We start from the raw sequence: 22,662 nt of genomic DNA, 5'->3' as shown, positions 1-22,662 counted from the left end.
TTGGTTAATGGTTGCCCCCCGCTTCAATATAACATTAAACCCATCAGCTAAAACGTTATTGTCAAATTAATATGCGATTAAGCGCAGCACGCCAGTTCTCAAGTTCAGCCGGGACAACCCGGTTCCGCCCGGTGAGGTGACGCCAGAAACGGGCCTCCCATTCATTTGTCAGGCAATTCAAAGGCTCTCCCCCATCCCTGGGAGAAAGGGGTTCCAGGCGGCAAAGCAGATCATGGTTCAATTCCTTGAGCAGAACCGGCAGGCCGGGGTCCCACAGCAATTGCTTCCCCCTCAGGCCTGCAAGACCGGCCAAGAACCAACCCTCGGCAGGGGGCAGGTCCGGCCCCAGGCAGGCCCAGGAATCCATCTCAGCCAGGCCAAAAGGCCCGGCCTTGAAAACCAGCCGGGCAAGTAAAGGCCCCAGGTTTAAAAGCCGCATTACGGGGTTCTGACCCGGGCTGGAAAAAGAAAAGGAATCCATGCCCAGGCAAAGATCCCTGAAATAAAGCCTGTCCTCAGCGGAAAGAACGGCATAGGCCCTGGAGGCAGGGCAGGATTCCCTGGCGCATTTGGGCTGATACCCGGTAAGCACCCTCAGATCCCTGCCCTGATTTTGCAAGGGGTGTAATAGGCAGCCTATTTTTTGACCGCTTTTGTCCAAAAAACCCAAGCCCGGGCAAAAAAAACCCAACATCTCCTTTTGGGGAAGCACGCCCTTTTTTATAAGGGCGGTGGAGTCGATAAACAACCTGCGCAGGGAGGAACGAAAGGGGTAATGATCATATCCCTTGGGCCTGATGGGGGGACAGCAGGCAAAGCACTGCAAGCCTCCCCCCGGAGAGCACAAGCTGTCTGAAATATCTCTCACCGGCTACCCTTGACCAATAAGGCGGTTAAGTCTAAAGCGTAAGGAGTTCCAGGGGATGCACCACAGGAGTACCCTGGTCAAGCCCCCTGCGCCATTGGGCAAAACAGCCGCTGCAACTGGTGGCCAGCACCGATGCCCCGGATTTGGCAAAGGCCTCTTTGCGGGGGGCGAATATACGGCCGGCCAAATCAGGCTCATTGGCCGGTAAAAGTCCTCCGCCACCACAACATTCATCCTGGCCCTGCATGGGGACCAACTCCGCCCCGGCGGCCTTGAGCATCTCCCTGGGTTCTTCTGAAACGGAAAGCCCCAGCTTCAAGTGACAGGGGTCATGCACCGCCACCGGCCCTTTTGGCCGGGCCAGGCCTTGCACCAGACCGGGCTCTTCAGCCAGCACCTGACTGATCTCCCTGACCTTCGCGCTCAGCAAAGAAGCCGATTTCCGGTCCGTCTCCGGCGCGAGTCTGGGGATTTCCCTGGCCAGGGCAAAGGCGCAGGACCCACAGGTGGTGATTATCAGATCCGGCTCCCCCCGGTTCAGGGCTTCTAAGTTTCCAGCCACAAGCTCCCTGGCCGAAAGGGTGAGCCCGGCTGAAACAGCGGGCAGCCCGCAGCACCCCTGATCAGGGGGAATAAACACGGTAAACCTGCGGCTGAGAAGCGCCACTGCTTTTTCCGCCAACTCGGGACGCAGGTAATTGGCCATGCAGCCCACGAAAAAAGCCACTTTGGGTGCGCCCTTGGGCCCCTGCACCACCCTGGGAGCCAGGGAGAGGTAGGAATGCCCCGCCGCCCGGGGCAGCTTTTCCAGGCCTTCAGTTCCGGGCAGGCTCAAGTTCAAACCGCTTTGGGCAGACAAAAGCCCCTTGAAAAGGGGATGCCCCAAATATCCCAGACGGACAAGTTTATCGAGCCTCTCGCTCTTGGGAATAACCTGCTCGATCATAAGCCGTTTAACAAAGGGCAGCCCTGTTTCCCGGGCCAGCCTGGCCCTGGCCTCGCGCAAGGCCTCCATGGCCCTCACCTTGTTGGTGCAGTTGTCCGTACACCGGCCACATAAAAGACAACGGCTGATTATCTCGAGCAATTGGGAGTCAGCCTTTAAAAAGCCCTTTTCATAGCCTTTCAAAAGCATCAACTTGCCCCTGGCCACCAGCTCCTCCTGGCGGGAGACCTTGTAGACCGGGCAGACACTCTGACAGGAGCCGCAACTCACACAGGAATCAAGGGCCTGTCTGAAATCGTCCGATTCCCTGGGGTTGGCAGCGCCGGTCATGACAGGATCTCCGGATAGGGGATGGCCTTGTGGGGATTCAGGACACCGGCCGGATCAAACAATTTTTTTATGCCGTGCATAAGGTCCAAGGCCACCGGGTCTATCTCAGCCCCGGCATAGCCCAGTTTATTCAGGCCAACTCCATGTTCGCCGCTCAAGGTGCCGCCCAGGTGCAGGGCATCGGCAAACACGTCGCTCACCGCCTCCAATGCCCTGGCCCTCTGGTCCGGGTCCGCAGCGTCGTGCATGATATTCACATGCAGGTTGCCGTCACCGGCATGGCCAAAACAGGCAATAGGCAACTTCCTTTTTTCCCGTGTCTTTTTAATGCGCCTCACCATCTCGGCCAAGTTGCCCAAGGGCACGGCGATATCCTCATTCAGCTTGGAAGGGGCTATCTGAAACATGGCCGGTGAAATGGAGCGCCTGGCCTTCCAAAGGCGGTCCGCCTCAGCCTCGCTCGCCGCCTTCTCAACAGGTGATCCACCGGCTTTTTTCAGGATACCCACCACCTGGTCAGACTGACGATTCAAGACCTCGGGCGGTCCGTCCAGCTCCACCAAAAGCATGGCCTCCGCCTTGGGGTCCAAACCTAAGTGGGCATATTTTTCCACAGCCTTTAAAGTGCCCCCGTCCATGAACTCCAGGGCCACCGGCCTGATTCCGCTGAGCAAAAGTTCCTTAACGGCCGCGGTTGCCTGATCCAGGTCTGTAAAAACCCCTGTCATGGTGGACTTGGCCTCGGGCAGGGGCATAAGCTTCAAGGTGAGTTCCATCAAAACGGCCAGGGTGCCTTCGCTTCCCACCAAAAGCCGGGTCAAATCATAGCCCACCACGGATTTAATGGCCCTGGAACCGGTCTTGAAGATGCGTCCGTCCGGCAACACCGCCTTTACCGCCATGACATAGTCGCGGGTGACCCCGTATTTGACCGCCGTTAAACCACCCGCGTTCTCGGCCACATTGCCGCCAAGAGAGCTGAAATTGCTGCTGGCCGGGTCCGGCGGATAAAAAAGGCCCTGGGCATTGGCCCGGGCCGAAAGTTCGGCTGTGATCACGCCTGGCTGCACAATAGCCTGCTGATCCTCGGGGCTGATCCTGATTATCTCGGTGAGGCCCGCCAGGTCCAGGACAACCCCCCCGTCCACGGGCAGGGCGCCTCCGGTTATGCCGCTGCCCGCCCCCCTGGGAACCACTGGGGTGCCGGTGGCCGTGCAGGCGGCCATAACCTTCGACACCTGCTCCATATCCCTGGCCCTGACCACACCCTCGGGCGGGAAAAACCGTCCTGTGGCATCAGAGGCAAAGGCCATGCGGGTTTTGGGGGACCTGGTGTAATTGCCAGGACCTGCCGCCTGGCTGATGGCTTGATGTGCTTGGTTATCCATAGGTCCGGCCTCCGGTATGCAATAACTGTCTTGGTTCAACTCAGGCAAATATACTCTATGGACCCTGCCCGCAACCAGATCCAGGGTCTTTATTTATATCTTCCATTTACAGGGAAATGCGGCTTGTCCTTCTTCTTCTCAACCGAAAACTGAAGATAAGCCTGTTGCCTGGTTTGAAAAGCAGCCAAAGGGCGGGAGCCAAAAAGGCCAGATCTCTCAAAGCGGCCTCAAGTCCGGCGGTGTGCTGATCGTGTTGCCCGGGGAAGCATCCGCAGTCATAGCCCGCGCCGGTGTATTCGGCATAAAGCATCAAAGAAGTGAAAACAACCAGAAGCAGGGTTGCCCACAGGGCTGAGGAGCGGGTTGCCACCCCGGCCAAAAGGAACACCCCTATAATCATCTCAACCCAGGCCAAAAAAACCGAAGCCGAGTTTACCAGAACCAGGGGCAACACCTCATAACGGGCCACGGAATCTGCAAAACCGGCCGGGTCCCACACCTTGTCATAGGAGGCATAGATAAAGAGCCAGGCCAGAAAAAGTCTGGCGGCCAGGGAAATCAACTCCATAAGACCTTTCATGAGGTTTGCCTCCTTGCCCTTTTGCGCAAGGGGAATCCCGCTTCCTCCAGATCTTCGAAAACGGCATCCAAAACAAACACCTTTTTTATTCCCGCTTCAGACAGCTTCTGGGCCACCTGGGCCGCCGGAAACCTGCTAATGGTGCGGCCGTAGACCACCAGGGAGGAAAAACCTTTGAGCTGTTCGCTGAGCAGGGGATAGATAATTTCATATTCAGCGGGATAAAGATTGACGGCCCTTTTCACCCGCACAAGCTTATAGTCTCCCGGATCCCTGGCATCCACAAAACCGGCTCCGTTGATCCAAAGGTTCATGGCTTCCTTAAGATCAACCGATTTCCACAAGGGAGATTCCACATAGGAGGGCCTGAGCCCAATGCCCTGGGGCATGAAAAAATTGAATCCCAGACCGCAGAGCACGGCCAACACGCCAATGGCAAAAAAGGCGAACCAGGGGCTTTTAGGTTTTCTCTGTTCGAGCATGATAGTTAAAATCCTCTTAAACAGTCGCTTTGAAAAACCTTTTCGGAAAAACTATACCAGGACGCCTGTTCCGAATAAAACCCCTGGTTTTAATTCAGTTCGTCGACAGTCCCCCCGGCCGCGGCCCACTCGGCGTGTTCCCTTGCGTTTTCCTTGAACCTTGCGAAAAGGCGACGCAGGCCGGTTTCATCCTCACCCATGCGCTCAATCACATCATGCCATGATCCGGCCCCTTTCTGGGCCAGACAGGTGTCGGACAAAAGCACCATCAGGCGATCCTCAGCCGTAAAACAAAAGGGATAAAGGCGACAATAGATCGGCCTTGCCCGGCGGGGAAGCGTACATCCCCGGCTGCCCAGAAAAATGCAGTCCCCAAAGGGATTAAGGCGCAGCCTCAAACGTCTTCCCCCCGGCATGGTCTTTAAAAAGACCGGGTTTATGGAACGAAGCAGATCCTGAAAATCCCTGCCTATCCGGTCTTCAACCACAAAATCGCGGGGTGCGAGTCCGCTTGCCTTTGCCATTTCCTTAATCTCGTCTTTGGTCAGGCCGAACATCTGCTCTTGGGACCCTGCTCCAAGGGTGCAGCAGCCTGTTCTCTGGCCGTGGCAAAGGGCGCAGATATTTTCTTTCCGGGGAGGCACTTTTTTTGTTCCCGCCAAAGGATTTTGGGTGAAAGGCCTTTTTTTATTCCTCTGTCTGGTTTAAGGGAAAAATCCCCCAGACACAACCGTTTTGTCCCTTTCTAAATAAATCTAGCCACAATAGAGTTATATTTCAGCTGAAAAGTAGCTTGCGCCGCGCAACTTGGCTATGCTAAAAGAATCACAGTATCTCCCTGCGTTTTGACGGAATTGTCCTCTATTGGGACGGGTCTGAGACAAGTGTGTCTTGTGCGGGGTATGGAACTCTCATGAGGGAGGGGTGTGAGTATGTGGCAAGAAAAATTCGAAAGCATGTCCACCGATGAGATGCAGGCCTTTCAGCTGGATAAACTGAAAGAGACTGCGGCCTGGGTTTACGAAAAAATCCCATTTTACAAAAAGAAATTTGACGAGCTAGGCGTTTCCCCCGCAGACATCAACCAGTTGGAAGACCTGGGCAAGCTGCCCTTCACGGTCAAGACCGACTTGAGGGATAATTATCCCTTTGGCCTCTGTGCGGTCGACCCAACCAAGGTGGTCAGGGTGCATGCCTCAAGCGGCACCACCGGTAAACCCATAACCGGTCCCTACACCGAGGAAGACCTGGACCAGTGGAAGGACTGCATGGCCCGCACCCTGATGGCAGCGGGTGTCTCCTCGGAGGATATCGCACAAAACGCCTATGGCCTGGGCCTGTTCACCGGCGGCCTGGGGTTCCATCAGGGGGCCGAGGCCCTGGGCTGTACGGTTATTCCGGCCGGCAGCGGCATGACCGAACGTCAGATAACCCTGATGCAAGACCTTGGAACCACGGTCCTTTTTTCCACTCCCTCATATGCGCTCACCATTGCTGAAAAGGCAAAGGACATGGGCGTGGACTTAAGGGAGCTGCCGGTGAGAGTGGGTGTCTTCGGGGCCGAACCCTGGACCCAGGAGATGAGGAAGGAAATCCAGGATCGCATCGGCATCAAGGCCCATGAGGCCTATGGCTTGACCGAGCTGATGGGACCGGGCGTTGCCTTTGACTGCTCGGCCCAGGACGGATACCTGCATGTAAACGAGGACCATGTCCTGGCCGAAATCATCGACCCGGTGACCGAAGAGGTGCTGCCGATCGGTGAAAAGGGCGAGTTGGTCTTCACCGCCATCCAGCGCAGGGCCATGCCCATGATCCGCTACCGCACCAGGGACATAACCGAGCTGAAGCGGGAGACCTGCTCCTGTGGCCGCACCCTTTTGAAGATGAAGAAGGTCTACGGCAGAAGCGATGACATGCTGATCATCAGCGGCGTCAACGTCTTCCCCAGCCAGATAGAATCCATTCTGCTGGATGTGGAAGAGGTTGAGCCCCAGTATGTGCTGATAATCCGCAAAAAGGGTTATCTCGACGCACTCAGCGTGGATGTGGAAGCCAAGCCGGAAGTCTATGATCTGGGCGAAGAAAAACTCGTCGAAGTGGCTCACAAGATCGAAAGCCGCATCAGGGGCATCATCGGCATCGGGGTCAAGGTCCGTTGTGTGCCGCCCAAGAGCATTGAGCGCTCCGAGGGCAAGGCCAAGAGGGTCTTTGACGCCCGCAATATGTAAAAACCCAAAACTCCCGGCAAGGTCATTCACCATGCCTTAAACCGTAAAAAAGCCACAGCCGTTTTAAAAGCGGCTGTGGCTTTTCAGATTACAACCAAGGCGGATTCATGACCGATTTTCCTCTGGAGAGGGTGCTGGCCTTTGTAGCCACAGTCACCCCCTTTGACGCCCTGGACAGGGAGGCCCTGGAAGAGGTGGTCTCCCAGATGGAGATTGCCTTTTACCCCAAGGGCGAGGTGATCATCCCCATGGGCGGCCCGCCCTCTTCTTTCTTACATATCATCCAGTCAGGATCGGCCAGAATCACCCTGCCCGGCGACGAAGGCGAAATCCTGGTTGATGTGCGGGGAGAGGGCGACTCATTTGGGGCCTTAAGCCTTTTGCAGGGCAAAAAGGCCCTGTTTGAGGTGTCTGCCAGGGAGGACTTGATCTGCTATCTTTTACCTGCCTTTAACTTCAAGCGCCTGGTGGAGGAGAACCAGGTGTTTGAGCGCCATTTTGCCTTTTCCCTGGCCAGAAACCTGGAGGCGGTGCGCAAGGGCAAGGACAATCAGCTGCCCCAGGTCACCGGATTGGGCGGGCTTTATTTAGAGGCGGCCTTGGTGCGCAGCCGGGTGGGCGAGCTTATGTCCCGCCAGGTGCTCTCCTGCCTGCCTGCCACCAGCATCCGTACAACGGCCCGCCGCATGACCCAGGCCCAGGTGGGGGCCATGGTGATCAAGGAGGAGTCAGGCGTTCCGGTCGGCATAGTCACCGACCGGGATCTGCGGACCAAGGTCCTGACCCGAGGAATGGACTACGGCGCCAGCGTTTATCATGTCATGAGCCAGCCCCTTCACACCATAACCCCGGATAAATTCGCCTTCGAGGCCCTTTTGCAAATGAGCCGTCACGGGGTGCATCACCTGGTGGTCACGGATAATGAACGGGTGGTGGGGGTGTTAAGCGATCACGACCTGCAGACTCTCACCGGTTCCTCGCCGGTGGCCGTGGCCAGGGACATAGACAAAATCACCAAACTTGACGACCTGGTGCGTCAGCATGAAAGGGTGGACCGCATCCTGGAGATGCTTTTGCGCCAGGGAGGCAGCGCCCAGACCATGCTGGAGCTGGTCACCGAATTTAACGACCGGGTGGTCAGAAAATTAATCCACATAATTGAAAACCAGATGGAGGCATCAGGCCTGGGCAGCCCGCCGGTGCGCTATGTCTGGATGGCCCTGGGCAGTGAGGGCAGACGGGAACAGACCCTGCGCACAGATCAGGACAACTCCATTATCTTTGCCAATGTACCGCCGGAAAAACACGACCAGATCCAGGGTTGGTTTCTGGAATTCGGCGAGCAGGTTGTGGCCGGACTGGAACGCTGCGGTATTCCCCGTTGCAAGGGCGGGGTTATGGCCAGCAACCCCAAATGCTGCCAAACCGAGGAAAGATGGATAAAGACCTTTATCTCCTGGGTCAGGGAGCCCAATCCCAAGACTTTAAGGCTGGCCAGCATTTTCTTTGATTTCCGCGGAATTATGGTGGAGGCCGATTTCTTGGACAACCTGGCCGCCAAGCTGGGCAGGGCCATGGACGCAAATCGGCTTTTCTTGCGTTTCATGGCCAAAAACGGTCTTTACAACAGGCCCCCCTTGGGCTTTTTCAGGCAATTTGTGGTGGAAAAATCGGGGGAGCATAAGAACAAACTCAATTTGAAACTAAGCGGCCTCACCCCTTTGGTTGACGCGGCCAGGGTGCTTTCCTTGGAACAGGGAATAAAAGAGACAAACACCCTTTTCCGTTTAAGGGAACTGGCTCAAAGGGGAATTTTAAAGGGCGATTTCGCCGCGGACCTGGAAGAGGCCTTTTGTTTTATAACCCTTTTGCGCATCACCAGGCATCTGGAAGACCGGGCCCACGGAAAAGAACCGGACAACTTCCTCAATCCCGCGGGCCTCAACAAGCTTCAGCGCAGCATGCTTAAGGAGAGCTTCACAGTGATAAACCGGTTGCAGGACCTGTTGGAACACCGTTTCCAGACCTGGCTGGTTACCTGAAAAAAGGAAAAAGTTTGTCCCTTTTAAAAGCCAGATTGAAAAACCGCCTGACCAGGGCCAGGGTGGGCAGCCGGGAATTGCCGGCCAGAGCCCGAAAAAACCTTCATGTCCTGAAAAAATACAAACCCGAGTTGCCCTATACCGACTTCAATTATGTGGTTGTGGATTTGGAGACAACGGGCCTGGACACGCAAAAGGACCGGGTGGTGAGTGTGGGCGCGGTGCGCCTGGTAAAGGGTAGGGTGCGTCTGGCCGACCGCTTTAACGAACTGGTGAATCCGGGACGCGACATACCGGTCGAATCCATAAAGATCCACGGTATAAAGCCGGACCAGGTTGCCCGGGCCAGACCGGCAAGCCTGGTTTTTGAGGATTTTCTGGATTTTCTGGGGGCGGATATACTGGTGGCCCATTACGCGGCCTTTGACCTGCATTTTATTAACCTGACCATGAAGCGGCTTTACGGCTTTGCCTTGCAGAACCCGGTTCTGGATACGGCTCGCATGTGCGAACAGGTGATTCTCCCCCACGATCCTTACGGCATAAACCGAAACCGCAGGCAATGCACCCTGGATGCACTCTGCAACAGATTCAACCTGAACCTGGCCGACCGGCACACCGCCTTTGGCGACTGTCTGGCCACAGCCCTGATCTTTCAACGCATGGCGATTTTCATGGATAGTAAAAAGCCGGTGAGCCTGCGTAGGCTTATCAAGGTGGGCCTGGTTCAATAGGCTGGTCTTCCAGGGCTCTCTTTACCAAAAGGTCGCAGCAGATGTAAATCCCCCTTTTCCGGTAAATGGTCAATTCCCCTTGATAATAGCTATTGGCCATTTCCCTGGCCTGATCCTGGTCTAAAATCCCCCTCAGCTTTCTGTCTCTTATGCCTTGCCGGACCTGTTCCATCTCCTGTCGGACCGTTTCAAGGTATTCCCCTGCCTTCTTACCTTTGAACCAGGCCTGATGCCCCAGGGCGACCACCTGGGGATTAAGTTTCGCTATGGCCTGCAACTCTTCCATGTAGACTTTATAAGAAACAAAAAACAAAGGAAAAATCTGACCGCTGTTATTTAAAAACCCGGCTGAATCAGAACAAAGTGCCACACCCTTTTCCGGAATCCAGGCCATAATTCCGCCGGGTGCATGGCCTTGGGCGCTTAAAAACTCAAGGCTAATCCCTCCCAGATCAAGTCTTTCTCCGGACCTGGTTATACTCACCGGTCTCGGAAGCAAGGGCAAGGGATCAGCCGCGTTGGAAAGGCCCAAAGCCCGGGTGGTGAAATCGTCTTCCTCTTTAAAGTGCCTGGCCACCGCAGGTTTTCCCAGGTGCTTGAGGCAGGGTTCGGTCATAACCAGTATGGCCCCGGACAGGGTTTTTAAAAGCCCCGCCTGGCCGCAGGAATGGTCCGCGTGGCTGTGGCTCACTATGAGATAGAGAGGCTTTTCAGGGTCAAGTCCCACTTCCTGCATCTGCTTCAGAATAAGGGGCGCGGTGGCCCCCACTCCCACTTCAAACAAGGCCTGGCCGTGACTGCCCTTAATAAAAAAAGCGGCTATATGGTGATTACCCAGACGCCAGACATTCTTGGCCAGGGCTTGTTTTTCAGTCATCCCGCTATCCACAAAGCGGCCGAGGTCCCCTTGACCAGCATCCTGTCACTCACCCCGCCCAGGAAAAAGGAGCGGTTCTCGCCCCTGCGCCCCATGGCCAGGGTGCCGTAGCCGCCTTCTTCCATTTCATTGGCAATGGCCTTGGCTATGCCCAGAGTGGTGCTTTTTATGCTGGTTAAGATGCGGCTCTGGTCAATGCCGCCTTCCTCCAGCACCTTCACCGCCCGGCTGAAGAAATAGTCCATGCATTCCAGATCGCTTTTCATGAGATCCCCCTGGATCTCTTTTTGCAGCTCTTCACTGAAATCTATGGGGCAATAGCTGGCCAAAGAAGCGGTGACATGAAAAAGGTTCACCATCACATCCGGATTATGCCCCAACATAAAGGCCACATGATCCACCGCCTTGAGCGATCCCTCGGAGCCGTCCACAGCGCAGAGCACCTTTTCGTTCTCCACCTGTCCGCCGACGATCCAGACCGGGGTGCGGTCCGCATGCTGCACAACCTTGTTGGTCACAGAGCCCACAAACAGTTCCTGGGCCTTGCTTAAGCCCCTGCGCCCCAGAACCACCGCGTCATAAAGCCCCTGCTCGGAATGGAACAAAATATCCCGGGCGGCGTCAGAGGCCCTGGGCATTGATAAGGTCTCGATATTTTCCGCAGGCGAACCATGTTCCACCAGCCTGGTTTTGGCCGTTTCAAGAATTTCATTGGCCTCCTGGCGATACTTCTGCTCCATGGCCCGCAGGCTGCGGAACAGTTCGGGCTTTGTCTGGGCCTCCCTGCGCAAAAAAGGCGGCACCGGATTCATGACGTGAAACAAGGTGATCTTAAGCCCCTTGAGCACAGAACTCTCCATCATGGAAACATAATCCAGCGCCCAACGGGAGGCCTGGGATCCGTCCACACACAAAAGAACCTTTTTTTCCATCCTGTCTCACCTCCTTTGTCGATCCGATCTAACGCAAGGGACATTTTAAGGGGTCTCCCCGGTCCAGGCCGCGCAGGCGCGCATCCATGCAGTCAAGCAGACGGACCAGGTCATAGGAATTTCTTATTTCATCTTTCTTCTGATCATAAACCCTTCCGCGCCAGTCATGATCCAAAAAAATCAAGCCCGCAAGGCCCCGACGCCATTCCAGCTCAAGGTCCCCCCTCCCGGCCTCGGCAAGGCGCTTTCTGGAAAGGGCCAAAGACTCGAAAACCTTTTTTCCGCACCTGGCAAGGGCCTTTTGGTCATTGGGGTCTGTGCGGGCCAAATCTCTTATGGCATCCTCCAGGCCCAGGAAAAAGGGCTCCAGCTCCTTGGAATAAAGATAAAGTTTAAGCTTGGTGAACCAGGAAAGGTCTTCCCCCAACAGAATCAGCTCCGAGGTTTTCAAACGCCCGGAGCGGGCCTTTTGGGTCAGCTCCTGCTCACTGATCCCGAGCTCGGGCGGTGTGGGAGGCTCGTCGCAATAAGCGGCCGGGCCTGAGATCAGGCAAAGGCAAAATGCCACCGAAAAAACCGCCCACCTTAAAAAGCGCAACAACATGCAGGCTCCAAGGGAAGTAAAAACAGATCGACATTTTTAAAAAGGCTGAAACCACAAGTGAGGGGGCTCATAATTTCAGTCTGACATATTTTACACTTTTTGTTACATGCCCCTTCGGTATTGTCCACCCACCTGGTACAGGGACCTGGTTATCTGCCCCAGGGAGCAGGACTTTACCGTCTCCATCAGCTCGGCAAAAATATTTTCACCCTTAAGCACAACCTTTTGCAGCCTTTTCAGGGCTTTTTCACTCTCGTCCTCATGAGCCTGGTGAAAAGCTTTCAAGCGGTCCAGCTGGCTTTGTTTTTCCTCTTCCGTGGCCCTGGCCAGCTCAACCTGGCATTGCACCACCTGATCCTCCTGAGGATTCAAAAAACAGTTAACCCCGATAATCGGCAGGTCGCCCGTATGCTTCAGGGTTTCGTAACAAATTGATTCATCCTGAATCTTGGAGCGCTGATAACCGGTCTCCATGGCCCCCAGGACCCCGCCCCTGGCTGCGATGCGCTCAAACTCGCTTAAAACGGCCTCTTCCACCATATCTGTGAGTTCATCCACAATAAAGGCGCCTTGCAGGGGGTTTTCGTTCTTGGCCAGGCCCCATTCCCGGTTGATTATGAGCTGAATCGCCAGAGCCCGGCGCACCGACTCCTCGGTGGGGGTGGTTATGGCCTCGTCATAGGCGTTGGTGTGCAGGCTGTTACAGTTGTCATAAACCGCGCAAAGGGCCTGCAGGGTGGTTCTTATGTCATTGAAGTCTATCTCCTGGGAATGCAGGGAGCGGCCCGAGGTCTGAATATGGTATTTCAGCATCTGGCTGCGGGGACCGGCCTGATATTTTTCCCGCATGGCTATGGACCATATGCGCCTGGCCACCCGGCCGATAACCGTGTATTCAGAGTCCATTCCATTGGAAAAGAAATAGCTCAGGCTGGGCGCAAAGTCGTCTATCTTCATACCCCGTGAAAGATAGTACTCCACATAGGTGAACCCGTTGGCCAGGGTAAAGGCCAACTGGCTGATGGGGTTGGCGCCGGCCTCTGCAATATGGTAGCCGCTTATGGATACGCTGTAGAAATTGCGCACCTTGTTTTTAATGAAATATTCCTGGATATCGCCCATCATGCGCAGGGCGAAATCCGTGGAAAAGATGCAGGTGTTCTGGCCCTGATCCTCCTTGAGGATATCGGCTTGCACAGTGCCCCTGACCGTATTCAGGACCCTTTTCTTTATTTCTTCCTTTTCTTCCTTTTCAGGTTCCCGGTTATGCTCTTTTTCAAATTTTCCCAGCTGCTGACTGATGGCCGTATTCATGAAAAAAGCCAGCATTACAGGGGCGGGTCCGTTAACCGTCATGGATACACTGGTGTTGGGATCCACCAGATCAAAACCCGAGTAAAGCACCTTCATGTCTTCCAGGGTGCAGATGCTCACGCCCGAGTTGCCCACCTTGCCGTAAATATCCGGCCGTTCATCCGGATCATTTCCGTAAAGGCTCACTGAATCAAAGGCCGTGGAAAGCCGGGCCGCCTTGGCGTCTTTACTAAGCAACTTGAAACGCCGGTTGGTGCGGAAGGGATCCCCTTCCCCGGCAAACATGCGGGTGGGGTCCTCGTCGGTGCGTTTAAAGGGGAAAACGCCCGCGGTATAGGGGAAATGACCAGGCAGGTTCTCGCTTCTCATCCAGGTGTAAACCTGGCCCGGGTCTTCCCAGCGGGGCAGGCACACCTTGGGTATCTTGCTGCCGCTGAGGGAGGTGGTGATCAAAGGCACCTTGAATTTCCGGTCCCTCACCTTGTAGACGTATTCCTCGCCTGAATAGTCTTCTTTCATCCGGGGCCACTTGGCCAGAAGCTGGTGAGTTTCCTCGGTGAACCCCTCTTCCAGACCGTGCACCTGGGCCCGCATCTCATCCAGGGCTGGTTTCAGCTTTTTATCCTTTTGCCAGCTCTGGGCCAGCAAGTCGTGGGTGTTTTTCATCTGCCAGACCAGACGGATAATCTCGGCCTGGTTTTTGGTCTCCGCGTGATAGCCCCTTACCGTGTCGGCTATCTCGGCCAGATAGCGGCTGCGTTCAGGCGGTACGATGATGGTCTTGCTGGAGGAAGAATGGCCCTCCACCTTTGGACGGGAAGTCTTAAGCTTTTGGCCGCATTTATGGTTCAAGAGATCCAAAAGGGCCAGGTAAAGGGCCGTCACCCCGTCATCGTTGAATTTGGCGGCTATGGTCCCATAGACAGGCATAGAGGCGGGGTCCGTGTGCCAGGCCCCTTTGTTGCGCTGCATCTGCTTGCGCACATCCCTTAAGGCGTCTTCCGCGCCTCTTCTGTCATATTTATTTATGGCCACCAGGTCCGCGAAATCCAGCATGTCTATCTTTTCCAGCTGGCTGGCCGCGCCGAACTCGCTGGTCATGACATAAAGGCTTATATCCACCATATCCACCACAGCCGCGTCGCCCTGACCGATGCCCGCAGTTTCTACAATGATCAGGTCATAGCCCGCCGCCTTGGCCGTGTCTATGACCCCGGAAAGCCCCTTGCTCACCTCCATGCCCGAGCCGCGGGTGGCCAAGGAGCGCAGAAACACCCTGGGGCTCACCAGGCTGTTCATGCGGATGCGGTCCCCCAGAAGCGCTCCTCCGGTCTTGCGCCTGGTGGGGTCCACGGAAAGCACAGCCACGGTCTTTTTTGGAAAATCCTGCAAGAAACGTAAAAGAAGTTCGTCTGTCAGGCTGGATTTGCCTGATCCGCCGGTGCCGGTGATACCCAAAACAGGCGGCGTTTTCTTTCCCATGGCACTGCCCAGGGCGGCCTTCCAGGCCTCGGCCTTGCCTCCCCGGCCGTTTAAGGCCGCCTTTTCAGCCAGGGTCATGACCCGGGCCACCTTGGAGGGAGCCGAAGGGGCCAGAGCAGAGGCCAGCTCAGGTCCCTGACCGTCTCCCAGGGCATAATCCACACTCCTGACCAGATGGTTTATCATGCCCTGCAGACCCATCTTACGGCCGTCTTCCGGAGAATAGATCTTGAAAATCCCGTAATCCTCCAGCTCCTTGATCTCCTCGGGCACTATCACCCCGCCGCCGCCGCCAAAGACCTTGATATGGCCGCAGTCGTTTTCCTTCAGGAGATCCACGGTATATTTGAAAAACTCCACATGTCCGCCCTGGTAGCAACTCAGCCCCACCGCATGGGCATCCTCTTCGACAGCGGCCTGGACCACCTCGGAAACCGAACGGTTGTGGCCCAGGTGAATCACCTCCACCCCGGTGCCTTGCAAAATTCTTCGGATAATGTTGATGGCTGCGTCGTGGCCGTCAAAAAGGGATGCTGCGGTCACCACCCTGATACTGTGCTTGGGTACATAGGGCTCACTTTCCACTACCATGACTCCTCCCCCGTTAAGAGGCCAGCTCCTTTAGCAAAAATTCAAGCTGGCATTCAATGTACTGGTCCAGGCTGAAACGCTTTTGCAATGACCATCTGCGAAAGGTCCACATATGCCCCAGGACCACGATGTTGTGGGCCGACAACATCATTTTGGATTCACTCAAAGGGCGCAAGGATTTATCCTCCACCCCACGTCTTAGGATTTCGGCAAATATTTCGGTAATATATTCATCATGACTAAGCACAAAACGCATGGATTCAAAAGGCAGGCTCTTGGTTTCCTGGTAGATCAGAAGAATATGGTCGCTCATCTGGTCGCAGACCCTCAAATACCCCCTGACCGCCTCTTTAAGCTCTACGGCTCCCTTGGCCTGGTTTTGGGGCCTTTGGGTTATCTTTTCCTCCATCTCCTGGTGGATCGCCTCGCAGACCAGATAAAGCACGTCTTCTTTGCTCTTCACATATTCATACAAGGTGCCGATGGAAAATCCCGAGGTCTTGGCTATCTCCCTGGTTGTGGTTTTGTGAAAGCCTTTTTGCACAAAGAGCTTTACCGCCGCGTCGACTATCTGCCTTCTCCTGACTGTCACCAGGGAAGGGTCCTTGACCTCGGTTGGTATCTCCCGCCAATGATTACCTGCCTGGGGTCTTTCCATTAGTAGTTAACCATCCATCTCTGATTGCGTGGCATCCGCTTTAGCGACTGAGCGCTCGCTCAGTTATCACGGTAATATAACTTAACCCATTTTGTCAATTAATTTGATAAAGAATCATTTATTTCCATCTCCTTGCGGCAAAAGCCCAACAAAGCTAGAATTCAAATCTGCCGGTATTACATTCCGGTGCTCAAAAATCAAGGAGTACACATGACACATAACCATCCCGGCGTACATATGAACGCCGATGGACATAAAGGCACACCTGAATTGAGGCTTCTGGCCTGGGAAACCACCAGGCGCTGCAACCTTTCCTGTCTGCACTGCCGGGCAGGCGCCGAAGACGAAAATTATCCCAATGAACTCACCACAGCCCAGGGTGAGGAGATGCTCAAAGACCTGGCCACCATGGGCAAGCCGGTTATTATCCTCACCGGCGGCGAACCGCTTTTGCGCAAGGACATCTTTCACCTGGCCCGCTTTGGCACCGACCTGGGCCTCAGAATGGTCATGGCTGTGAACGGCACCCTTATGACCGACGAGATAGCCCAACGCATGGTGGATTCGGGTATTCAGCGCATCAGCGTCTCCATAGACGGACCGGACGCCAAGAGTCACGACGCCTTCAGGGGCCTGGACGGGGCCTTTGACAAGGCCTTGGAAGGACTGGAATCAGCCAAAAAGGTGGGGCTTGATTTTCAGCTCAACACCACAGTCACCAGGAGCAACCTGCCCTGGATGGAGAATATCCATAAACTGGCCGAAGACCTTGGCGCGGTTGCCCATCATATTTTCCTTTTGGTGCCCACCGGCAGGGGAAGGGCTTTAACCGGCGAGATAATAACCGCCCAGGAATACGAAGATGTTCTCCATTGGTTTGCCGAGAAAAAGAAAACCGCCAAAATGGAGCTCAAGGCCACCTGTGCGCCCCATTATTTCAGGGTGATCCGGCAAAGGGCCAAGGCAAAGGGCGAAAAGGTTGAATTCAAAACCCATGGCCTGGACGCAGTGACCAAAGGCTGTCTGGGCGGCAAGGGCTTTGCCTTTGTGAGCCACGTGGGGCAGGTGCAGCCCTGCGGCTACCTGGAATTGCCTGCCGGAGACGTGACTAAGCAACCCTTCAGCACCATCTGGCAAGAATCCGAGCTTTTCAACCGCCTGCGGGATGAAGACAAGCTCAAGGGCAAATGCGGCATCTGTGAATACCGCCGGGTCTGTGGTGGCTGCCGGGCCAGGGCCTATGAGGTGAGCGGCGATGAAATGGCTGAGGAGCCGCTTTGCCTTTACCAGCCCGCCAAACATAAAAAGGCGTAACTGACAGGCCGTTATATAGCCGTCAAATCTCCGCCCTTCAAAAGCAGACTGCTTCTAAAGGGCGGATTTTTACCTGCGAAGAAAAGTTTATTCCGCTCTTTTAACTTAAAAACCCAGGCGGTTTGGCTTGACTGAACCCCATACCCGCGCCTAGATTGTAGATAATCGAAACTGTTATTCATTAGGAGACAATTGGGCGAATCACTACTGGAAATAAAAAACCTGGTGACCTCTTTTCCCTGGCCCGAAGGCGAACTCAAGGCAGTGGACGGACTGGACTTGAATATACGCCCGGCCCAGATCCTGGGACTGGTGGGGGAAAGCGGCTGCGGCAAATCCATGACGGCCTTAAGCATTTTGGGGCTGGTGCCGAGCCCGGGCAGGGTCAGCCGGGGCAGTATCAAATTCAAGGGCGAGGAGCTGCTGGGTGCAAGCACTGAGCGCCTGCAAAAGATCAGGGGAGCTGAGATATCCATGATCTTTCAGGAGCCCATGACCTCTCTGAACCCGGTCTTCACCGTGGGCAGGCAGATCTCGGAGCTGATCCTGGCTCATCGAAAAATGGATAAGAAAAAGGCCTGGGAACTCACCGTAGAGAGCCTGGCCCAGGTCGGCATAGCAGACCCGGAGAACAGGGCCGGGGCCTATCCCCATCAGTTGAGCGGGGGTATGCGCCAAAGGGTGGTGATCGCCATGGCCCTGGCTTTGAAACCGGCCCTTATCATAGCGGACGAGCCCACCACCGCCCTGGACGTAACCATTCAGGCCCAGATTCTGGGTTTGATGGAATCCTTGCAGCAAAAAACCCAGAGCGCCTTTCTTTTGATCACCCACAACCTGGCCGTGGTGGCCAAGATGGCCCATCGCGTGGCGGTGATGTACACCGGCCGTCTGGTGGAACAGGCGGATGTAACAGAACTTTTCGACCATCCCCTGCACCCCTACACCAAAGGGCTCATGGCCTGCCTTCCTTCCAGGTCACAGGAGCTGGGAGTGGATCTGCCCACCATACCGGGCGTTGTTCCTCCCCTGGACGCTCTGCCCAAAGGCTGCAACTTCTCGGACCGCTGCCCGGAAGCCTTCTCCCTTTGCCGCGAGGCCGAGCCGGCCCTGGTGGAGGTTTCTTCCGGCCACATGGTGCGCTGTTTTCTGCATCATAAGGAAGTGCGTAAAAAGAGAAAGGCCGCGGCATGAATCATACCGGCGCTCCAAATAGCGAATACCTGCTTGCCTTGGAAGGCCTGGTGAAACATTTCCAGGTTGGAACCGGCTTTATGGCCGCTCAAAAGCAGGTGGTGCATGCGGTGGATCAGGTGAACCTTGCCGTCAGGCAGGGAGAAGTCATGGGCCTGGTGGGTGAAAGCGGCTGTGGAAAATCCACCCTGGGGCAGCTTGCCTTGGGCCTGCTTAAACCGGACAAGGGCAGAATCCTTTTCCAGGGTCGGGAGATCACCGGCCTTTCCCGCAAAAAGATGCGTGACTTAAGGCGTGAGATGCAGATCGTATTCCAGGACCCGGTCACTTCGCTTAACCCCCGCATGACGGTTGAAAGCATCTTAAGCGAACCTTTTAAGATTCACGGCCTGGGGAGCAAGCGGGAAAGGGCCCAAAAGGTGGCCCGGCTCATGGAGGATGTGGGTCTGAGGGCGGACCAGGCCAGGCGCTATCCCCATCAGTTCTCGGGCGGGCAAAGGCAACGCATCGGCATTGCCCGGGCCCTGGCCCTGCGCCCCAAACTGGTGGTGGCCGACGAACCGGTGAGCGCCCTGGACGTATCGATTCAGGCCCAGGTCATGAACCTTTTGGCCAGCCTCAAAAAACGTTTTGGCCTCACTTATCTGTTCATTGCTCACGATCTTTCGGTGGTGAGGCACCTTTCAGACCGCATTGCGGTGATGTATCTAGGCAAAATCGTAGAAATAAGCAGTGCCAAGGGATTTGGCGAGGGGCCGATTCACCCCTATACCAACGCGCTCATTCAGGCCGCGCCTGTGGCGGACCCCCATATAAAACAACCCCCTCCCCCTCTGATCGGAGATGTGGCCAGCCCCATCAACCCGCCTTCGGGGTGCCGTTTTCACACCCGCTGCCCCAAGGCCATGGATATCTGTTCAAAAGAAGAGCCCGGGCTTAAGGAAAAAGAACCCGGCCACTTTATGGCCTGCCACCTTTACGCCTGAGCAGCCATTAAAAAGCTTCCATAAAATCAAAACGGGCATGCCGCTTTAAACCAAAGCGACATGCCCGTTTAATTGCCTTATAGGGTTTTATCTTTATAAACCCTTATTCTTTTTAGCCTTCTTTTTCTGGGCCTTTAAAGTGAAGGCCACCAGGTGGGAAGTTCCCTTGGAAAGAAGTCCGGAGAACTTCTCCTGGTTAACGGCCATGACCAAGGCGGGCCTGCCCACATTGCCCACATCCGCGATCGCCAGGTCGCTTAAGTAACCGCTGATGCGCGGGGTGCGCCAATCCTCGATCAAAGACATGCCGTTCCACTGCATGGCGTAAACCATGCCCTTGTAATACATAGTCAGCACTTCCATGATGTTGCCGAGACGGTCGCTGTTCTTAACGCAGACAACCTCGGTGCGCCCGTCTTTGTTGAGGTCCGTAGTGACAATCCTGACCGGCAGATAGAAATAGCTCTCCTCATCGCCCGGATTGTTGCCGCCGGTGCTTCCGGCCGGCAACACAATGGACTTGCTGGAGGCTCCGATGCTTTCGGTGCCGATCCACATCTGGGTGCCCTTACGGTTCCACACCTGCAGATCCCAGGCAGGGCCGATAAGCACGGTCATGTAGCTGCCGCCGCCGTTTAAGTCGGCCACCGCGAAGTTAAAGATGTGGACCTCTTCGGGCATTTTCATGTCCCTTTTGGGAACATACCCGTCGCCCTTGGCCTGCATCTCATAGATCGGGCCTGAGAAAGCCATGCCCAAAACCTTTTTCTGGCCAAAGAGCATATCCCCCTTGCCGTCCGGCCTGGGCTGGGCCCGGAAATAATAAGGCAGGTTCTTGGATTTAACGACCAAACTGCCCTTTTGCCAGACCATGACAAAGCTTTCGATGACTTCGTCGTTTAAGCAGGAAACAAAAACCTCGGGCCTGCCGTCCTGGTCAATGTCAGCTGCATCCACAAAAAGATAGGTGCCCTTGGGGCCGTTTTTCATTTCATAGATCAGGGCAAAATGCTTACCGGCCAGGCGATAGACCTTAAGTCCCTTGTGGTGCAGAGCCAGAATCTCGTTTTTGCCGTCAAGGTCAATATCCGCCACTGCGATGGAGGTGATCTGGCCTTTTATACGCGGGCTGCGCCAATAACGATCCGAGTCAACCCCGGAAAGGCTGCGCAAAAAAAGTGGGTTCAAGGGGCTCATATGGGGAGGAAGCTTGTTCAGATTGGAGTCCTGGGCGGTCTGCTGCTGGTCGCCGCCTGCCCCCGGCTTTGCCTCGGCGGGCCTGGCCTCCTGCTCGCGCATGGCCTGCACAGCCTCGGGCCGTCTGAAAATCTCCGCATTGATGCGCTGGGCAAAGTTGCTGATCTGCGGAATAATCTGGTCCATATCCGAAGCCTGGACATAGGTGGTCAAGGCCGGTGAGTCATCGCCTGTCTTCACCACTCTGGCATCCACGGAAACGCTTTTGCCGAGCATGGTTATGGAACCGAAAACCACGGCCTGGGCATTGAGCTCCTTACCCATTTTCCGGGCCTTGGCGTCGTTGTAAGGCGGCTTTACCTTTTTCATCACAGGCGCCACCAAATCAGGTTCAATAACCGTTACCTTGTCATGCCAGGCCAAACGGGTGGCCAGCATATCCCTGACACCTTTGATCAGGTAGGAAATATCATCCTTGGCATTGGCTGTGAAAGGCAGGATCGCGACCCTTTGGGGAGCCGCTGCCTGGGCATATCCGCCTCCAAGGGTCACAAAAAGCATACAGACGGCCAAGCCCCAAAGGACCGGACCAAGCACCCGGCGGTTCTGCATATTACACCCCGTGATTTTTAGTCTTGTTCTTAGTGGAATTTTCAAATTTGAATGCAGCGTCAAATTATTTTCGCTTTTTCAAATAAATGCCTATGGATAGCAAATTACCCACTATAATGGTAGTTTTGAATCCAGTATGGCAGATTGTAAGCTAGCATGAGCCCTGACCGCTGTCAAGGCAACCCCTTTTACCACTTTAGTTGACACGGAAGCGGTTTAGCCGCAAAATTTGCCTGGACGGGCGGGCAAAAAGCCCAGGCCCGAGGTACGGTCAAATCAAATCAGGAGACTGATAAATGAACTGTCCACATTGTGAAAAAGAGCTACCCGGGCAAACATGCCCTCAATGCGGCCAGCCCACTTTAGAGGGCGCTAATTTCTGTCCCCAGTGCGGTCACCAACTGGCGCTGCCCGCCGGGGAAGAACCCAAGCTGATTGAATGCAGTTCCTGCAACCGCCCTTTGCTGCCTGAATTCGACTACTGCCCAAGCTGCGGCCATTCCAGGCACGCAGAGCCTGAAGAACAGGATCAGGACCAGGATGATTTCACCTTTGACCCCTCTGAACGCATAGCCTGTTCAGACGGGCTGTGTATCGGGATTATCGGCCCTGACGGCAAGTGTACTGAATGCGGCAAACCCTACAAACCTGAAGTCGCTTCTGAAGAACCTTTGGATACGGTTCAGGAAGAAACAAATTCCCAACCCGAGGAAAAAAAGGAAGAGGAATCCGATTCCGAACCTGAAAAAAAACAGGAAGAGGAACCTAATTCCAGGCCCGAAAAAAAACAGGACACGGAAAGCTGATAAGCCCATTTCAAGGCTCTATCAGATTCAAGTCCGTTTTTTTGTGTTAAGGAGTTTTCCATGTATGAATTAACTGTCTTGGGCAAGTTCGCGGCTGCCCATTCTTTACGTAATTTCAAGGGCAAATGCGAAGACCTTCACGGCCACAACTGGAAGATCGAGGTGGTGGTGACCGGCACCGAGTTGGATAAAGCCGACCTGCTCATGGACTTTGGCGACTTAAAGGCCCTCATGAACCAGGCGCTGGACAGGCTGGACCACAAGTATTTGAACGAGTTGCCGCCGTTTGACCAGCTTAACCCCAGCAGCGAGCAGATCGCCAAACACCTTTTCAGTACCATTGCCCAAGGCCTTCCCTCCCAGGTCACCATGAAAAGCGTCTCGGCCTGGGAGTCTGACAATGCAAAGGCCACCTATTTGGGTGAATAGCTCTCATCTTCTCGCCATACCCAGTAAGAGCCCGGCTTCAAGCCGGGCTCATAAAACAATCCGGG

At 55.1% G+C, this 22,662-nt stretch carries 20 protein-coding genes; 8 read left to right on the top strand and 12 right to left on the bottom strand.

The window, feature by feature from the left end:
- Positions 1 to 61: 61 nt before the first annotated feature.
- The 6 genes from X474_RS13290 to X474_RS13265 form a co-directional block, all read right to left on the bottom strand.
- Complete coding sequence (locus X474_RS13290; protein WP_044349567.1) at positions 62 to 826, bottom strand: hypothetical protein; 765 nt, start codon at positions 824 to 826, stop codon at positions 62 to 64.
- A gap of 73 nt (positions 827 to 899) precedes the next feature.
- Entirely contained in the window at positions 900 to 2,144 is a 1,245-nt protein-coding gene (locus X474_RS13285) for a (Fe-S)-binding protein (protein ID WP_044349565.1), read from the bottom strand.
- On the bottom strand, positions 2,141 to 3,532 hold the full coding sequence (locus X474_RS13280) for an FAD-binding oxidoreductase (RefSeq protein WP_052515187.1): 1,392 nt from the start codon (positions 3,530 to 3,532) through the stop codon (positions 2,141 to 2,143). Before X474_RS13280 ends, X474_RS13285 begins: the two co-directional genes overlap by 4 nt.
- Before the next feature lie 106 nt (positions 3,533 to 3,638).
- A complete protein-coding gene (locus X474_RS13275; protein ID WP_052515186.1) occupies positions 3,639 to 4,112 on the bottom strand; it encodes a MauE/DoxX family redox-associated membrane protein in 474 nt (157 codons plus the stop codon).
- Positions 4,109 to 4,594: a rhodanese-like domain-containing protein gene (locus tag X474_RS13270; protein ID WP_044349563.1), complete on the bottom strand. Its 486-nt coding sequence runs from the start codon at positions 4,592 to 4,594 to the stop codon at positions 4,109 to 4,111. The genes X474_RS13275 and X474_RS13270 overlap by 4 nt, the downstream gene beginning before the upstream one ends.
- An 89-nt stretch (positions 4,595 to 4,683) precedes the next feature.
- Positions 4,684 to 5,238 (bottom strand): YkgJ family cysteine cluster protein, encoded by a 555-nt coding sequence (locus X474_RS13265; RefSeq protein WP_156360757.1) that lies wholly within the window; start codon positions 5,236 to 5,238, stop codon positions 4,684 to 4,686.
- A gap of 288 nt (positions 5,239 to 5,526) precedes the next feature.
- Here X474_RS13265 and X474_RS13255 point away from each other — a divergent pair, with 288 nt between their 5' ends.
- From X474_RS13255 to X474_RS13245, 3 genes are all read left to right on the top strand, one after another.
- Entirely contained in the window at positions 5,527 to 6,825 is a 1,299-nt protein-coding gene (locus tag X474_RS13255; RefSeq protein WP_044349559.1) for a phenylacetate--CoA ligase family protein, read from the top strand.
- A 107-nt stretch (positions 6,826 to 6,932) separates the two neighbouring features.
- Entirely contained in the window at positions 6,933 to 8,867 is a 1,935-nt protein-coding gene (locus X474_RS13250) for a putative nucleotidyltransferase substrate binding domain-containing protein (RefSeq protein WP_044349557.1), read from the top strand.
- 14 nt (positions 8,868 to 8,881) lie between these two features.
- A complete protein-coding gene (locus X474_RS13245) occupies positions 8,882 to 9,601 on the top strand; it encodes a 3'-5' exonuclease (protein ID WP_044349556.1) in 720 nt (239 codons plus the stop codon).
- Here X474_RS13245 and X474_RS13240 read toward each other — a convergent pair.
- The 5 genes from X474_RS13240 to X474_RS13220 form a co-directional block, all read right to left on the bottom strand.
- Positions 9,579 to 10,478 (bottom strand): MBL fold metallo-hydrolase, encoded by a 900-nt coding sequence (locus tag X474_RS13240; RefSeq protein ID WP_044349555.1) that lies wholly within the window; start codon positions 10,476 to 10,478, stop codon positions 9,579 to 9,581. The genes X474_RS13245 and X474_RS13240 overlap by 23 nt on opposite strands.
- The gene (locus X474_RS13235; protein WP_044349553.1) at positions 10,475 to 11,410 is read right to left on the bottom strand and encodes a universal stress protein; all 936 of its coding nucleotides are present in this window, start codon (positions 11,408 to 11,410) and stop codon (positions 10,475 to 10,477) included. The genes X474_RS13240 and X474_RS13235 overlap by 4 nt, the downstream gene beginning before the upstream one ends.
- 28 nt (positions 11,411 to 11,438) lie before the next feature.
- Positions 11,439 to 12,014 carry a hypothetical protein gene (locus X474_RS13230; protein WP_044349551.1) on the bottom strand — a complete coding sequence of 192 codons (576 nt, stop codon included), beginning with the start codon at positions 12,012 to 12,014 and terminating at the stop codon, positions 11,439 to 11,441.
- Between the two features lie 102 nt (positions 12,015 to 12,116).
- Entirely contained in the window at positions 12,117 to 15,401 is a 3,285-nt protein-coding gene (gene icmF, locus X474_RS13225; protein ID WP_044349549.1) for a fused isobutyryl-CoA mutase/GTPase IcmF, read from the bottom strand.
- Between the two features lie 13 nt (positions 15,402 to 15,414).
- The gene (locus tag X474_RS13220; protein ID WP_044349547.1) at positions 15,415 to 16,059 is read right to left on the bottom strand and encodes a TetR/AcrR family transcriptional regulator; all 645 of its coding nucleotides are present in this window, start codon (positions 16,057 to 16,059) and stop codon (positions 15,415 to 15,417) included.
- A gap of 210 nt (positions 16,060 to 16,269) precedes the next feature.
- Between X474_RS13220 and ahbD the strand changes: the two genes are divergently transcribed.
- The 3 genes from ahbD (at position 16,270) to X474_RS13205 (ending at position 19,553) form a co-directional block, all read left to right on the top strand.
- Complete coding sequence (gene ahbD, locus X474_RS13215; RefSeq protein ID WP_044349545.1) at positions 16,270 to 17,373, top strand: heme b synthase; 1,104 nt, start codon at positions 16,270 to 16,272, stop codon at positions 17,371 to 17,373.
- Between the two features lie 192 nt (positions 17,374 to 17,565).
- The gene (locus X474_RS13210; protein WP_044349543.1) at positions 17,566 to 18,567 is read left to right on the top strand and encodes an ABC transporter ATP-binding protein; all 1,002 of its coding nucleotides are present in this window, start codon (positions 17,566 to 17,568) and stop codon (positions 18,565 to 18,567) included.
- Entirely contained in the window at positions 18,564 to 19,553 is a 990-nt protein-coding gene (locus X474_RS13205) for an ABC transporter ATP-binding protein (RefSeq protein WP_044349542.1), read from the top strand. Before X474_RS13210 ends, X474_RS13205 begins: the two co-directional genes overlap by 4 nt.
- A gap of 93 nt (positions 19,554 to 19,646) precedes the next feature.
- Here X474_RS13205 and X474_RS13200 read toward each other — a convergent pair whose 3' ends face one another.
- Positions 19,647 to 21,362: an FG-GAP repeat domain-containing protein gene (locus X474_RS13200; protein WP_044349541.1), complete on the bottom strand. Its 1,716-nt coding sequence runs from the start codon at positions 21,360 to 21,362 to the stop codon at positions 19,647 to 19,649.
- A 296-nt stretch (positions 21,363 to 21,658) separates the two neighbouring features.
- Between X474_RS13200 and X474_RS13195 the strand changes: the two genes are divergently transcribed.
- Positions 21,659 to 22,168 (top strand): zinc ribbon domain-containing protein, encoded by a 510-nt coding sequence (locus X474_RS13195; protein ID WP_044349540.1) that lies wholly within the window; start codon positions 21,659 to 21,661, stop codon positions 22,166 to 22,168.
- 60 nt (positions 22,169 to 22,228) lie between these two features.
- Positions 22,229 to 22,597 carry a 6-carboxytetrahydropterin synthase QueD gene (queD, locus tag X474_RS13190; RefSeq protein ID WP_044349539.1) on the top strand — a complete coding sequence of 123 codons (369 nt, stop codon included), beginning with the start codon at positions 22,229 to 22,231 and terminating at the stop codon, positions 22,595 to 22,597.
- Positions 22,598 to 22,662: the final 65 nt, after the last annotated feature.

This window comes from Dethiosulfatarculus sandiegensis (assembly GCF_000931935.2).
Lineage (GTDB): Bacteria > Desulfobacterota > Desulfarculia > Desulfarculales > Desulfarculaceae > Dethiosulfatarculus > Dethiosulfatarculus sandiegensis.
Note: the sequence above shows the minus strand (reverse complement) of the source record. Positions and strands in the feature narration are given on the sequence as shown.

What these genes read in the sequence shown, in the direction of transcription:
- X474_RS13250 (WP_044349557.1), top strand. Translation starts at nt 6,933, where the DNA reads ATGACCGATTTTCCTCTGGAGAGGGTGCTGGCCTTTGTAGCCACAGTC.
- X474_RS13280 (WP_052515187.1), bottom strand. Translation starts at nt 3,532, where the DNA reads ATGGATAACCAAGCACATCAAGCCATCAGCCAGGCGGCAGGTCCTGGC.
- X474_RS13205 (WP_044349542.1), top strand. Translation starts at nt 18,564, where the DNA reads ATGAATCATACCGGCGCTCCAAATAGCGAATACCTGCTTGCCTTGGAA.
- X474_RS13235 (WP_044349553.1), bottom strand. Translation starts at nt 11,410, where the DNA reads ATGGAAAAAAAGGTTCTTTTGTGTGTGGACGGATCCCAGGCCTCCCGT.
- ahbD (WP_044349545.1), top strand. Translation starts at nt 16,270, where the DNA reads ATGACACATAACCATCCCGGCGTACATATGAACGCCGATGGACATAAA.
- X474_RS13240 (WP_044349555.1), bottom strand. Translation starts at nt 10,478, where the DNA reads ATGACTGAAAAACAAGCCCTGGCCAAGAATGTCTGGCGTCTGGGTAAT.
- X474_RS13220 (WP_044349547.1), bottom strand. Translation starts at nt 16,059, where the DNA reads ATGGAAAGACCCCAGGCAGGTAATCATTGGCGGGAGATACCAACCGAG.
- queD (WP_044349539.1), top strand. Translation starts at nt 22,229, where the DNA reads ATGTATGAATTAACTGTCTTGGGCAAGTTCGCGGCTGCCCATTCTTTA.
- X474_RS13230 (WP_044349551.1), bottom strand. Translation starts at nt 12,014, where the DNA reads ATGTTGTTGCGCTTTTTAAGGTGGGCGGTTTTTTCGGTGGCATTTTGC.
- X474_RS13200 (WP_044349541.1), bottom strand. Translation starts at nt 21,362, where the DNA reads ATGCAGAACCGCCGGGTGCTTGGTCCGGTCCTTTGGGGCTTGGCCGTC.
- X474_RS13285 (WP_044349565.1), bottom strand. Translation starts at nt 2,144, where the DNA reads ATGACCGGCGCTGCCAACCCCAGGGAATCGGACGATTTCAGACAGGCC.
- X474_RS13255 (WP_044349559.1), top strand. Translation starts at nt 5,527, where the DNA reads ATGTGGCAAGAAAAATTCGAAAGCATGTCCACCGATGAGATGCAGGCC.
- icmF (WP_044349549.1), bottom strand. Translation starts at nt 15,401, where the DNA reads ATGGTAGTGGAAAGTGAGCCCTATGTACCCAAGCACAGTATCAGGGTG.
- X474_RS13195 (WP_044349540.1), top strand. Translation starts at nt 21,659, where the DNA reads ATGAACTGTCCACATTGTGAAAAAGAGCTACCCGGGCAAACATGCCCT.
- X474_RS13270 (WP_044349563.1), bottom strand. Translation starts at nt 4,594, where the DNA reads ATGCTCGAACAGAGAAAACCTAAAAGCCCCTGGTTCGCCTTTTTTGCC.
- X474_RS13275 (WP_052515186.1), bottom strand. Translation starts at nt 4,112, where the DNA reads ATGAAAGGTCTTATGGAGTTGATTTCCCTGGCCGCCAGACTTTTTCTG.